Raw genomic sequence first — 13,717 nt, forward strand, 5'->3', positions numbered from 1 at the left:
CCGCCCGACCCGGCATCCCCATCGCTCCACGGCGCGCCTGTCCTGCGTCTCGAATAGCCGTAGGGGCACGTCGAGCGCCGCCAGGCGCGAGCAGCTTGAACCTGGAGCCCGTCCAGGGCGGCGCTGCCGATCCGGCGCGAGGTCGCCTCGTATAACTGATACTCAAGACCTCGCGCCGGCTCGGCAGCGTCGTCCTGGACGGGCCGCCCACTAAGAAACGCCGGCGGCGTCCATGCCGCGTAGTTCCTTCTTGAGTTCGCCGATCTCGTCGCGGAGGCGGGCCGCCAGCTCGAACTGCAGCTCGCGCGCGGCGGCCAGCATCTGGTCGTTGAGCTGCTGGATGAGGTCGGCGAGCTCGGCTCGCGCCATCCCTTCGCGGTGTGCCCCGACACCGACCGTGGTCGACTTCGACTTCAGCCCCGGCACCGGCGACTTGCCCCGCGACTGCTGCCGGCCGGACCCACCGATCAGCTCGCCGGATTCGTTCTCGGCGGCCTCGCGGTAGATGTCGTCGAGGATGTCGACGATCTTCTTGCGCAGCGGCTGCGGATCCACACCCCGCTCGGTGTTGTACGCGATCTGCTTCTCGCGGCGCCGGTTGGTCTCTTCGATCGCCCGGCTCATCGACGGCGTGATCTGGTCGGCGTACATGTGCACCTGCCCGGAGACATTACGGGCGGCCCGGCCGATCGTCTGCACGAGCGAGGTCTCGCTGCGCAGAAACCCTTCCTTGTCGGCATCCAGGATGGACACCAGGCTGACCTCGGGCAGGTCGAGCCCTTCACGCAGCAGGTTGATGCCGACCAGCACGTCGAAATCGCCCTTGCGCAGTTCGCGCAGCAGCTCGACGCGGCGCAGCGTGTCGACCTCGGAGTGCAGGTAGCGCACCCGGATGCCGAGCTCGAGCAGGTAGTCGGTGAGGTCCTCGGCCATCTTCTTGGTCAGCGTGGTGACGAGCACCCGCTCGTCGCGCTCGGCACGCAGCCGGATCTCGTGCACCAGGTCGTCGATCTGGCCCTTGGTGGGTTTGACCAGCACCTCCGGATCGATCAGGCCGGTCGGCCGAATGATCTGCTCGACGAACTCACCTTTCGCCCGGCCCATCTCGTACTTTCCGGGCGTCGCCGAGAGATAGACCGTCTGCCCCACCCGGTCCTGGAATTCCTCCCAGCGCAGCGGGCGGTTGTCCATGGCGCTGGGCAGCCGGAACCCGAAGTCGACGAGCGTCCGCTTGCGTGACATGTCGCCCTCGTACATGCCGCCGATCTGCGGCACGGTGCCGTGCGACTCGTCGATGACGAGCAGGAAGTCCTCGGGGAAGTAGTCGATCAGGCAGAAACCCGGCGAGCCGGGCTCGCGGCCGTCCATGTGGCGGGAGTAGTTCTCGATGCCGGAGCAGAAGCCGACCTGGCGCATCATCTCGATGTCGTAGGCGGTGCGCATCCGCAGCCGCTGGGCCTCGAGCAGCTTGTTCTGACGCTCCAGCTCGGCGAGCCGCTCCTCCAGCTCGGCCTCGATGCCGCGGATCGCCCGTTCCATCCGCTCCGGGCCGGCCACGTAGTGCGTGGCCGGGAAGACGTGCAGCTCGGTCTCCTCGTTGACGACCTCGCCGGTGAGCGGGTTGAGGTGGTAGAGCTTCTCGATCTCGTCGCCGAACATCTCGATGCGGACGGCGAGTTCGTCGTACGCCGGGATGACCTCGACCGTGTCACCGCGGACGCGGAACGTGCCCCGGGTGAAGTTCAGGTCGTTGCGCGTGTACTGCACGTCGACGAGCCAGCGGAGCAGCTTCTCGCGCTCGATCTCCTGCCCGACCTTGAGCGGGATCGACCGGTCGATGTACTCCTGCGGGGTTCCGAGGCCGTAGATGCAGGACACGGTCGCGACCACGATCGTGTCGCGCCGGGTCAGCAGCGACATGGTGGCCGAGTGCCGCAGCCGCTCGACTTCCTCGTTGATCGAGGAGTCCTTCTCGATGTACGTATCGGTCTGCGGGACGTACGCCTCGGGCTGGTAGTAGTCGTAGTACGAGACGAAGTACTCGACCGCGTTGTTCGGCAACAGTTCCCGGAACTCATTCGCCAGCTGCGCGGCGAGCGTCTTGTTCGGCGCGATCACCAGCGCCGGCCGCTGGAGCCGCTCGATCAGCCACGCCGTGGTCGCCGACTTACCGGTACCGGTGGCGCCGAGCAGCACGACGTCGTTCTCACCGGCCTTGACGCGACGCTCGAGCTCGTCGATCGCGGCCGGCTGGTCACCGGCCGGGTCGTACTCGCTGACCACCTCGAACCGGCCGGGACGCCGGACGATGGCCGTGGTCGCGCCATGGGCGACGGTGTCGTCACGCAGACCTTCGGGCGCGTTCGGACCGGCGGAGGGGCGGGCTGACGGGCTCATGTTTCAACGGTACGTCGGGGGTCCGACAGAACGCGGCCGCCGCTGGGCCGGTCACCGAGGCGGTCGGCACCGATTTCCCGCGATGATCGGACCGCGCACCGCGGATCAAGACGACGGCCACCAGTGGTGCGGCGACCGTGGCTCCTCCGAACAGAACCCGAGACGTCGCGACCGCCGCGGCTGGCCACTTCTCGCAGAATGCGAACCGAGCTCCTGTTTCGACTCGTTCCGCCAAGCGCCGGGGCAGAATGTGCACGGTACTTCCGAATCGGGCCGAGCCGATCCGTGAACAATTAATTCGCCCGTTAGAAAACATCCCCGTGGGTGAAACAAAGAAACGGGTGGTCGGCACGGATGCAATGCTACCTGGAGTGTTCGTCGGTAATCAGCCAGGTACCCACGCGGGTTAGTAATTCAGGTATGATCCCCGCGACGCGAGGCCGCGCGCGATCCGACCTTCATCGGATTGACGAATCCGAGCCTACCAACCCGTGCCTTTCGTAGAAAATCTGGAGTGCTGGAATGCAGGCCGGAAGAGCGCGTACGGGCGAGCACTTCGCCACTGCCGTATCCGCACTCGAAACTGACTACTGGGAACACCTGTGCTCCGCCCTCGGCCACGACTCGGAAAAATGGCCGCAGCTGGGAGCAGCCGCGAGTCGGGCCGATCGGAGCGGTTCCTTCTTCAACAACGCCACCGTCACCCGCCCGCTCGGCGATTCAGCACTCGGGCCGGCGCTGGATCAAATCGACAAGTATTTCACGATCGGCGACAACCGACGCCGCGAGTTCTCGATCAATAGTTACTGGCCGGATCTCGACCTGACCGGGCACGGCTACCGAATCAGAGATCGCCTTCCGGTCATGCTGCGACCTGCCGCCGGTCGGCCGCCGGAATCGCCAGAGGCCCTGATCATCCGGTGCGTCGACGATGCCGACGGAGTGGCCGCGTTCGAGAAAGTGTTCATCGAGAGCTTTTCGCTCGCCGAGTACCGGCCTCACCGACGAGGAATCCTCTTCGACCAGAGAATCGTTCGGGACCCGAAATGCAAGTTCTGGGTGGGCTGGGAGAACGGCCATCCGGTCGCCTGCGTGACCGCCTTCGTCGCGCACGGCTACGTAGGAGTTTTCAACACCGCGGTCCTTCCGAGCGCTCGACGAAAAGGCTACGGAGCGGCGATGACTTGGTGTGCGACTTTCGCTGATCCCGCGCTACCTGCAGTACTTCAAGCAACCGTGGAGGGCGAGAGCCTCTATCGCAGTATGGGGTACTCGACGGTCGGTACCTTCACGAGTTGGCATCGACGGCGGCGGAGCCCCGGAGCGCTGCTGTCGCGCGCGGCGCGGGTTCTCGGGCCCGTGCGCCGTGGGCTATTTCGTGACACCCGCGGTCCTTTCATCTGAAAAATTAGGCGCCCCGGCGCGCTAATTCAGAAACCGGCGGCCGGTGGCGACCGAGCCGAAAATGTGAGAGTTGCGCTGAAGCGGCGCAACATGGGGGGCAATTCAGTCATGCCTTGCTTTGGCACGTTCGTGGGGGGCGTCTGCGGATGACGACGAGCAGAAGTCAGGAACCCGCCTTGCGCACTCATGCGCCTAATGGGGAGCGCGCGGCGGTCATTCTGGGGCCGCCGCAGCAGTCGTCGGACATGCTTCCCGGTCGGCTAGAAGGCGTTCCGAGCGTCGAATTCGACCCGTTGGACTCCGGCCCGGCCGGGTCGGCCCGCGTCCAAGCCTCCCGATGGCAGCAACGGTACGTCTCGCGTCTGGTGGTGGTCGATGCGGCGGCCGCCCTGGTGGCCGGATCGGCCGCCTACTTCGTACACTTCCGGCACGTACCGACGGTCGACCGGCCCTACTTGGCCGCTGTCGTCGCGCTTCCGCTCGCCTGGGCCGTCTCATTGCTGATGAGTCGGGCGTACGAGACCCGATTTCTCTTCGCCGGTAGCGAGGAATACCGCCGGGTCCTGAATGCCGCGGTGTTCCTCACCGCGACGATCGCACTCGTCGTGTACGGCACCCGAGACGCCGGCTCGCAGGGATTCGTGCTGATGTCCATGCCGCTGCTGCTCGGTTTGGGCCTCGCCGTTCGCTACGCGATGCGTGTCACCCTCACCAGTCGGCGGAGCAACGGCGAATGCATGCACCGTGCCGTCGTCATCGGCAACAGTCGCCAGGTACAGGCATTCGCGCGGCAGCTCCGGCGGGAGCCGCTTCACGGAATGCACGTCGTCGGGTGTTGCCTCCCGGCTGACGAGATCATCGGCGCTTCCGTCCCCGTCGACGTCAACCTCGAAGTGCCCGTGCACGGCTCGTTCGACGACGTGGTGTGGGCGATTCTCCAATCGGACGCGGACACGCTGATCGTCCTGCCCTCACCGGACATGGACCCGGCGGCGATGCGCTCGCTGTCCTGGAAGCTCGAGGGCACCGGAGTCGACCTGCTGCTGGCAAACGCCGTACTCGACATCACCGGGCCGCGAACGAGCATCAGGCCGGTGGACGGCCTGTCGTTGCTGCACGTCGAGCCGGCCGCGCTGACCGGGGCCCGGCGCGTGTTGAAGCGGGCGCTCGACGTGGTCCTCGCCTCGCTTCTGTTGCTGTTCCTCTCTCCTCTTCTGGCCGCGGTCGCCCTGGTGGTTCGGCTCAGCAGCAACGGACCCGCTCTGTTCGTGCAGACTCGAGTGGGAAAGGACGCCAAGGAGTTTCGGCTGTTCAAGTTCCGTTCGATGTACATCGACGCGGAGCAGCGACTCGCGGAACTCCAGGACCGGAACGAGCACAACGGCATCCTGTTCAAGATCAAGAACGACCCTCGGGTCACGCCCGTGGGCAAGTACCTGCGGCGTTTCTCTATCGACGAACTCCCCCAGCTGTTCAACGTCGTCCGGGGCGACATGAGTCTGGTGGGCCCGCGGCCACCGCTGCCGCGCGAAGTGGCCCAGTACGCACACGACGTGCGTCGCCGACTGGCGGTGATCCCCGGACTGACCGGACTCTGGCAGGTCAGCGGACGCTCCAACCTGTCGTGGGACGACTCGGTCCGGTTGGATCTGCGCTATGTGGAGAACTGGTCGCTCGGCCTCGACCTCGTGATCCTGCTGCGCACATTCATCGCTGTGATCCGATCGTCCGGAGCCTATTGACCACCAGCAACGCCGATGCCCGGGATCGCCGTAGCGCTGTGACACGATCTCGGGCATCGGGACGGATCTCCCGACGCGACGTCAGCGGCGAATCAGCGCGATGGCGCGACGCATACCGCTTCGGGCGATCGTGGGAACGAAGGACTGCACACCGAGGTAGTCGTAGCGCTGGCCACCGAATGCCAGTTTGTAGCTCCCGATCCCGTCGTCGACCCACCCGCTGAAGTCCACCGCGGTGTGGCCCCGCTCGACGGCGCCTTCGAGCATGCCGTCGCAGAGCAGCACGTCGGGCGCGGAGGCGCGGAACCGGCGCAGGCATCCGCCCACCCAGGCGATGGCCGTCGGGTGCCTGCCGAGCATCACTTGCGTTCCGGCCAATTCGTCGCCCACCGTCACGACCCACGTCGTGACCCACTCGCGTCCGGCGGCCCACTGCTCGAACCGGGTTCCGACGTCCGCGGGATAGGGCGACGGCTGTTCGCGGGCCCCGTAGGTTTCGTGCAGCAGATGGGGCACGAGTTCGGCGAACTCACCAGGGCGTGCCAGTCGGACCGTGACCCCTTCGCGAGCGGCCCGCCGGACCTTTGCGCGCCGTGACTTCGTGTAGGCCTCGCGAAGCTTCTGCACGGAGCCATGCGCCATGTCGACGATGACCGTCGCATCTTCGCGCACCTCCAGGTGCGCGGCACGCAGCAAGTCCGCGGTATCGCTCCCGACATCGGCGGGTCCCAGGTCGAATCGCGCGACGAGCAGTCCCGATTTCAATTGCCAGTGACGGAACGCCGCGATCGTGGCGGACAACAGCTCCGGCGCGACGAGCGGACCGACGAACGGAAACGGCAGAACACCGGAGACGAGCGACCGGGCCGATCGACGCGGCGCGGCGAACACCCCGACCGGCCGGCCGCCGGCTGCGATCACGAACCGCTCGATACGCACCCCGAGCAGATCAGCTTGGAAGTCGAGCCACTCCCAATCGGAGAAGGCCGTGCTTCCCGGGTGGTCGGCTACGAAGCGCCCCCAGAAGTCCCTGTCCTCGGTCGGATGGAGCCGGACGCCGGACGACATCATTCCTCACTTCCGCTCGGGAGAACCCGTAGGCCGGAGCGGGTGCGCACGCTCCGAGGAGCGGCTGAGCTCGTGGGCCGCTGCTCCGGCATCACCCGGAACCGAGCGATCCGCCGTTTTGTCGCAGCGCAAAGCCCACCCGAATCCCAATGATCAACTACTCGAATTGACCGCGAGAGCAACTCCCGACAATCTGAAGCACAAATCTTCCGCCAGAAAATACCGCATCTGCGGAGACGACGCCGCCCCCTTACCGCCGGCGGTAGTCACCCCGAATTCCACGGCTCGCAGCGCCGCTGGCCGGACGCTCCGCTAAATAGCCGACGCCGACGAAACACCGTCTCAGTACGCTCCGGACGATCGAACGACGGCCACAAACGTCCGCAGCAAAATGACCAGATCGAAGCTGAGCGACCAGTTCTCCACGTACCGCAGATCCAGCCGAACCGAGTCCTCCCACGACAGGTTCGATCGACCGCTGACCTGCCAGAGTCCGGTCAGTCCGGGGATCACCGCCAGCCGTCGGCGCACGTCGTGTGCGTACTGGGCCACTTCGCGCGGCAGCGGCGGCCGCGGGCCCACCAGGCTCATGTCGCCCTTGAGGACGTTGATCAGCTGCGGCAATTCGTCGATTGAGAACCGACGGAGATGCTTGCCGAGTTTCGTCACACGGGGGTCGTCCCTGATCTTGAACAGGATGCCGTTGTGCTCGTTCTGGTGCTGCAGCTCGGCTAGGCGCTCTTCCGCGTCGAGGTACATCGAGCGGAATTTGTAGAGCCGGAACTCCCGGCCGTCCTTCCCGACCCTCGTCTGCATGAAAAGCGCCGGCCCCTTACTGCTGAGCCGCACCGCCAGGGCCACCGCCAAAAGCATCGGCGATGCGCACACCAGCAGCAGACCCGAGACGACGACGTCGAAGATCCGCTTCACCACGCGCCGCGCTCCGGTCAGCGACGCCGGCTCGACATGGAGCAGCGGCAGGCCGTCCACCGGCCGGATACTCGTCCGCGGGCCGGTGACGTCGAGCAACGCATTGGCGAGGATGAGATCGACACCGGTGCCTTCCAGATCCCAGGACAACGCACGCATCGCCGCCGGGTCGATGTCGGGTGACGGCAGCACGATCAGTGTGTCCGCGTCCGCATCGATGATCGCCCGGAGCACATCGTCGAACGCACCGTAGACCGGAACGTCCACCACGTCCGAGTCGCCGACAGCCACCCCCACCGGCAAACAGCAGCCGACCACGCTCATGCCGTGGTATGGCTCCCGCCTGAGTTGCTGGGCGAAGACCTGCACCTGCCGACTGGTCCCGAGGACCACCGCGCGGTGCATGCAGAGCCCCCGCCGACGCTGCCGCGTGAGCGCCATGCGCAGCAAATGGCGGGCGCCGAGATCCAAGCTGAGCAGCAGTGGCATCGAAAGCAACACGTAGCCGCGAGCAAACGCGGTGTTCGTGCAGTAAGCCAGGATGGCGATGAACGCAGTGAGAAAGATGGCCGAATTGAGCACCCGACGGTACTCTTCACCACCCGCAAAAAGAAAGCGCGTCTCGTACGCCCGGCCCATCAGCAGGGCAACGCACCATCCAGCGGACAGGGCGATCGCGGCGACCAGATAAGGCCAGTTCACCGCCGGAACCTCTCCGAACCGGAGTAGATAGGCCGCGAGGCCGGCAGCCAATCCGACCTGAAGGTCGACAGCCACCACCCGATTGACGTATTGGCGCTGCCAGCGGGACGCCTGAACGCGTTCTTCGACGAACCCGTCCGACCGCAACTGCTGCAAATCGGCGATCGGCACCTCGGCCGCCACCGATCTAGGCGCTGGGAGCGAGGCGAGCGCCGCCTGAACATCGGCATTCGAACAGCCACTTTGCAGCACCGGCCGAATCTCACCTACCGACATCAGCCTGCCACCGTACTTTACATACGCCCCACAGATGTGACACCTACATACCCCCACGACGCGTGGCAACCGTGACGCTCTACGCCACTCATTGCCGAGCCAGATGCCCCCACCCGGATCCGGCACTCAGCCTAAGGCGCAGAAGCTTGATTTAAAGCCTCGTCGGTCATACCTTCGGCCGCATTGACAACACCATAAGGACCAATACACATGAGCCGGAAAATGATTCCGGTCGAAACCAAATCAGACAGTCTCTCGAATCAGCTCGATCCGCCCTGCTGACCAGCAAAAACACCTCCACAGGAACAATTTGCGAGCACCCATAAGGAATGGGACGGCATTTCACCCATCTCCTAGCGTGACATGCTCGACCCCCATTTGGTGGCACAGGTCACATTTCACAGAAAGAGAATCGGGCCGTTGAGAATCGGTTCACCCGGGCCGGAAGACCACGCGGGCTCGGAGCACTCGAGGGCTCCGAGCGGTGCTGCGTGACCGCGGCCCGGGCACAACCGGCCTCGGTGCCGCCCCACCGGATCGGCGATGTCGTGCTTCCTTCGGCGACAAGCGCGGGGCCCGACCGCGGCCGTTCTCCGCCAGCAGGAGCAAGCGCCCAATGCCCGGGCAGACCGGCGGGGACGTATCGACGAGTAGCTGGTTCGATTCGCGCAGTGTGGACGCCGACACGTGCCCGCGGCCAGAGCTTGCGGTGGGCTCCTATCGCGGTCAACCCGAGCGCCCTACGGCGGATTGCCGTGCTGCCGATACTCGGGCGGCACCCGCCGGCAGAAGACACCGCGCCAGTTCTGAGCGGCCACCCACCACCCGCTCTCAGGCCGACGCCACCGCGAGCTCGGGAACCGTACCGGTCCCGAGCTAGGCGCCGTGAGGCCTCGCACTCGCGAACAGCGAAGTCAGAGATCGACGTGATGGCGCACGTCCGCCCGGTCAGTCGGCGGCCTTGCTGCCAAGCGACCTCCTCGACGCGGCGATCTTGAAGCCTTGCCGCTCCCCGATCACCCGCACGTGCTCCGCACCGTCGCCCAACGACCGTTCGAACCGGCTCGCGTCTCCGGGAGTAGTGATCACCAGGACCTCGCGGATGCCCGCCGTCTTCGACGTCGCGAGCCGGTACCACCAGCCCGGAGAATGCCTTTCACATAATTGAATAGTCCTCATATCATGAGGTCCGACTTATTCACCTGACGCCGTCGTGCGGTACGGTGTTGCACCACCCACCATTCAAGCGGCGGATTAATCGGCGTCACACGCCGGCCTCAAGACTTCCCTAGTATACGAAGATATGAGGATCTTCGTCACCGGCGGCGCCGGCTTCATCGGGTCGCAGTATGTCCGATCATTGTTGTCCGGAAGCCATCCCGGCATGGACAATTGGTCTATCACCGTATTGGATTCCCTTACCTACTCAGGCAACCTGGCCAATCTGGATCCGGTCGCCGAGAACCCCCGGTACACGTTCGTCAAGGGCGACATCACCGACATCGATCTGGTGAACGATCTCCTTCCAGGCCATGACGCGATCGTTCACTTCGCCGCGGAGTCGCACGTCGACCGTTCCATCACCGGCGCGATGGACTTCGTCACCACGAACGTGCTGGGCACCCAGACGCTGCTCGAGGCGGCGCACCGCCACGGCACCGGCCGGTTCCTGCACGTCTCCACCGACGAGGTCTACGGCTCGATCGACGAAGGCTCCTGGCCCGAGACCCACCCGCTGCAGCCCAACAGCCCGTACTCGGCGTCGAAAGCCTCGAGCGACCTGCTGGCGCTGGCCTACCACCGCACGCACCACGTCGACGTCGTGGTGACCCGGTGCAGCAACAACTACGGGCCTTACCAGTTCCCGGAGAAGGTCATCCCGCTGTTCGTCACCAACCTGCTGGACGACGAGCCGGTCCCGCTCTACGGCGACGGCGGCAACGTGCGCGACTGGCTGCACGTCGACGACCACTGCCGCGGTATTCAGCTGGCCTTGACCAAGGGCCGGGCGGGCGAGGTCTACAACATCGGCGGCGGCACCGAACTGACCAACAAACAACTCACCCGACTCCTTCTGGACGCCACCGGCCGGGACTGGGAGACCCACGTCACCCCGGTGGCCGACCGCAAGGGTCACGACCGGCGCTACTCGGTCGACATCAGCAAGATCAGCACCGAACTCGGCTACACCCCACAGCAGTCGTTCACCGCGGGGCTGGCCGATACCGTCGCCTGGTACCGCGACAACCGCGGTTGGTGGGAACCGCTCAAGGAACGAGCTTCTCTCGCTGTCCACTAGGGCTTGTCTCGCGGATTCCGTCAGCCGGATCACGACCACGGCGACGGTGCGCGACGCGCGGTAGAGGACGACACATTCGGCGTCGTGAGTGGCCATCGCGCGAACTGTTCGAGCCGGTTGAGGCCGCCTTCGTCCAGGTTTCCCTGCCACTGGACGACCCGATCGGACGCCGGACGTACCCTTCGCATCCACCCGGCCGGCCTGGTCCGAACGCCCCGGGATCGTGGCAACGATCTTGCGGCGGGTGTACCGAAGCCGTGACCGGGCCCGGTCGTTTCCGCCGTCGGCCGGGCCCTGGCCGGAGCACTGAAACCGTGGCAGCGGTGCGGGGTTGTCGTTGGCCTGATCTACGGACGGGCCAACGACGACATCGGCCTTCCCCGTTCGTCGACGACCACAGAGATCTTGCTGCTCGGAAACGCCTTGCCCGCGAGCGCAGGAGAGGCGATGCCCGCACGTGCGCTTCGAACCGGATCAGCGGAGCCCTTGTTTCGCGCCGGGTGCCCCGCTGATGCCTTCACGACAGCACGCGTCCGCGAGGCGTGCCCCTTCCCCGAGTTGGCGGGTGATGACCCTCGATCGGTGCTATGGCCGCCTCCGACTCACTCCCGGCAGGCCTTCTCCACGTCAGCGGGCACGGGGCGCGCATACCGGCGATCATCTCCGCACGTCACCGGGGCGGGGAAAGGTTTCCCAACCCCCACCAGGATCGGCACGCTCCGCGACCGATGCGCCAGGGGTTCCTCCCGGCCCCGGTCCAGGTACTCCAGGGCCTTCCCCCAGATATCGGGCCTCGGCGTTCCTTCCGACCCGACCGATCCAACGGCCGAGGAGCTGGCCCGGACTCACCGGCGCGAGGCGGCAATCACGAATGCGCCTACACAAACGAACACCGCGTCATCGGGGCACAAAAAAGATCGAGGCTAATGCTTCTCGCGTTGGATCACACCGGGGGAATAATGTTCACAAAAGAATTTACGTCTCTGGAAAGTAATATGCTGCATAACGCTCGGACGAGTGCGACCTACTCACGACAAAGAAGCTCGCAGCGTGTCACGCTCGTACCGAAGCTCCAACCAGTAGGGTGAGTTACATTCAGGCACCGCCCCGGAGCCGCCCGCAGCGTTTCCAATCTGCGAACACGAGCCCTGGTGCGCGAGTGCCGAATAGGTCTTTATGCCGGTTCACCAGCAGGTACCGACCCGGACAAGTCTCGCCCGATAGGGAGCGATGATGTCTCGCTTTTTGCTGACCAGAAGAGGCTGGCTGCGCACAGCGGCGAGTCTGACCGTCATCCTCGGCTTGAGCAAGAGCGAGGCGGACAGTCCGAATCTGGCACGAAACGCCTCCTTCAATGTGACCGACTACGGCGCCAAAGGAGACGGGCGAACCGATGACACGGCCGCGATTCAATCGACCATCACTGCCGCAGCAGCGGCAAAGGGCATCGTCGTCTTTCCCGGTGGGGAGTTTCTCGTCACCGGCCTCAACGTTCCGGCCGGAAGCCGAGTCGTGCTCCGTGGCGCAGGAATCGGCTACGTCGGCGGCGACTACGGAACACGGATACGGCGGACCACCTCAACCGGCAACAAACCACTGCTGCGGGTCGAAGGAGCGCCCACGGTCGCGGATGTCAACGACACCACCAAACGCGCGCGAGTCGAGATCTACGACCTCGAGCTCCACGGAAACGGTGCTCCCGGCGAGGTCTTGAGAATCTACCGTGGGCAACAATTCCGGATCGAGCGAGTTCGAGTCGGGTTCAGTTCGTCAACCGGGGTGCGGTTTTCTCAAGCATTCAATTCATCGGCGAACCAGCTGTTTGTCGGATACTGCGGCAGGGGACTGGACGCGCCCGCCATGGTCATCGACGGCATCGCCGGCGACGGCATCGCCGGCGGAAGCAATACCCTTCACTTCACGGACTGCGAACTGGAGTCGAACAACGGGGTCGACATCCGGGTTGACGGCCAGAAGGGCGCCCCCTCCGTCGCCGTCACCTTTGTGAGCTTGAAGGTGGAACGTCTGGCCGGGAACTACCCTATCCTCCAGCTGAACGAATGCTCAGCGGTCCAGGTGTTGGGCTCGTACCTCTATCTGGGTGGCACGGCCAATTCACATCTCATCGAACAGAACGGAATCTCCGCCGTTCCCAACAAGTTCATCGGTGGCCACCTCTCGCACGGCGCGAACCCGGATCATTACGTTCGAATCAACAATGGCGCGCTGCATCTCGTCGGCGTCGATTGCGAAGGAAATCCGAAGTCGAGCTATGTGCGGATAGAATCGCCGGTCGGCAACGGTCAGGTTGCCCTGAAGGGGTTCACCGGTACCGATCTGAGCCGCATGGTGTCCGATGCGCGAGGTATGAACGGAATTGGGGCAGACCAGGTCAATCTCCCCATCACCTTCGCGAACGCACCGACGGTCGCGACCGGCCCGAACGGGGCGGGCCATGTATTTACGCCGTCAGGAGGCTCGGGCGCCTACATTTCCGGCGTGCTCACGCTACCTCGCGACACTCTTCCGGGCGCGAAATTCGGAATCGTGGTTCGCTGGGCGTCGTCAACGGGCGGTGGCGGTGCGGTTCGCTGGATGTGCGCGCTGCAATGCGGGCCGGCATCGTCGATTGTCTCGACGACCGACTCGAACGTCGCGGCGGGGACATCGGTGCTCACGGCGGCGAATCAGTTGATCGACACTGTCATCAGCGGACCGGCTGCACAACCCGGGAACATCGTCCGGTATCGAATCTGGCGTGACGGCTCGCACGCGGATGACACCTTCAACGGCGACGTCAATCTCCTCAATCCGCTGCTGCTGCTGCCGCGGGAATTTTGACGCCGGACGGGTATGCCGTCACGCACCTGAAGTCCCTCGTGCGCGGGGAATCCGCCGT

At 65.1% G+C, this 13,717-nt stretch carries 8 protein-coding genes; 4 read left to right on the plus strand and 4 right to left on the minus strand.

Going from position 1 to position 13,717, the window contains the following annotated elements; translation table 11 throughout:
• Positions 1-210: 210 nt before the first annotated feature.
• A complete protein-coding gene (uvrB, locus tag CRYAR_RS32145; RefSeq protein ID WP_084701222.1) occupies positions 211-2,397 on the minus strand; it encodes an excinuclease ABC subunit UvrB in 2,187 nt (728 codons plus the stop codon).
• Between the two features lie 522 nt (positions 2,398-2,919).
• Between uvrB and CRYAR_RS47665 the strand changes: the two genes are divergently transcribed.
• Both CRYAR_RS47665 and CRYAR_RS32150 read left to right on the plus strand, forming a co-directional pair.
• Positions 2,920-3,801, plus strand: a complete 882-nt coding sequence (locus CRYAR_RS47665; protein WP_157018244.1) for a GNAT family N-acetyltransferase — start codon at positions 2,920-2,922, stop codon at positions 3,799-3,801.
• A gap of 368 nt (positions 3,802-4,169) precedes the next feature.
• Complete coding sequence (locus CRYAR_RS32150) at positions 4,170-5,543, plus strand: sugar transferase (RefSeq protein WP_211247743.1); 1,374 nt, start codon at positions 4,170-4,172, stop codon at positions 5,541-5,543.
• 81 nt (positions 5,544-5,624) lie between these two features.
• On the opposite strand, the gene CRYAR_RS32155 is transcribed toward CRYAR_RS32150, so the two are convergent.
• The 3 genes from CRYAR_RS32155 to CRYAR_RS47670 form a co-directional block, all read right to left on the minus strand.
• On the minus strand, positions 5,625-6,614 hold the full coding sequence (locus CRYAR_RS32155; protein ID WP_035856996.1) for a GNAT family N-acetyltransferase: 990 nt from the start codon (positions 6,612-6,614) through the stop codon (positions 5,625-5,627).
• A 339-nt stretch (positions 6,615-6,953) separates the two neighbouring features.
• Positions 6,954-8,519, minus strand: coding sequence for a sugar transferase (locus CRYAR_RS32160; RefSeq protein WP_084701226.1), 1,566 nt, complete (start codon positions 8,517-8,519; stop codon positions 6,954-6,956).
• A 948-nt stretch (positions 8,520-9,467) separates the two neighbouring features.
• Positions 9,468-9,608: a hypothetical protein gene (locus tag CRYAR_RS47670; protein ID WP_157018246.1), complete on the minus strand. Its 141-nt coding sequence runs from the start codon at positions 9,606-9,608 to the stop codon at positions 9,468-9,470.
• A 214-nt stretch (positions 9,609-9,822) separates the two neighbouring features.
• On the opposite strand from CRYAR_RS47670, the gene rfbB reads away from it, so the two are divergent.
• On the plus strand, positions 9,823-10,818 hold the full coding sequence (gene rfbB / locus CRYAR_RS32170; protein WP_035856999.1) for a dTDP-glucose 4,6-dehydratase: 996 nt from the start codon (positions 9,823-9,825) through the stop codon (positions 10,816-10,818).
• Positions 10,819-12,051: 1,233 nt separating this feature from the next.
• Positions 12,052-13,659: a glycosyl hydrolase family 28-related protein gene (locus CRYAR_RS46205; protein ID WP_169745109.1), complete on the plus strand. Its 1,608-nt coding sequence runs from the start codon at positions 12,052-12,054 to the stop codon at positions 13,657-13,659.
• The last annotated feature ends 58 nt before the right edge of the window (positions 13,660-13,717 follow it).

Source organism: Cryptosporangium arvum DSM 44712, assembly GCF_000585375.1.
GTDB classification, from domain to species: Bacteria; Actinomycetota; Actinomycetes; order Mycobacteriales; family Cryptosporangiaceae; genus Cryptosporangium; species Cryptosporangium arvum.

Coding starts and splice junctions, on each gene's coding strand:
- uvrB (WP_084701222.1), bottom strand. CDS start 2,397: ATGAGCCCGTCAGCCCGCCCCTCCGCCGGTCCGAACGCGCCCGAAGGT.
- CRYAR_RS47665 (WP_157018244.1), top strand. CDS start 2,920: ATGCAGGCCGGAAGAGCGCGTACGGGCGAGCACTTCGCCACTGCCGTA.
- CRYAR_RS32155 (WP_035856996.1), bottom strand. CDS start 6,614: ATGATGTCGTCCGGCGTCCGGCTCCATCCGACCGAGGACAGGGACTTC.
- CRYAR_RS32160 (WP_084701226.1), bottom strand. CDS start 8,519: ATGTCGGTAGGTGAGATTCGGCCGGTGCTGCAAAGTGGCTGTTCGAAT.
- rfbB (WP_035856999.1), top strand. CDS start 9,823: ATGAGGATCTTCGTCACCGGCGGCGCCGGCTTCATCGGGTCGCAGTAT.
- CRYAR_RS46205 (WP_169745109.1), top strand. CDS start 12,052: ATGTCTCGCTTTTTGCTGACCAGAAGAGGCTGGCTGCGCACAGCGGCG.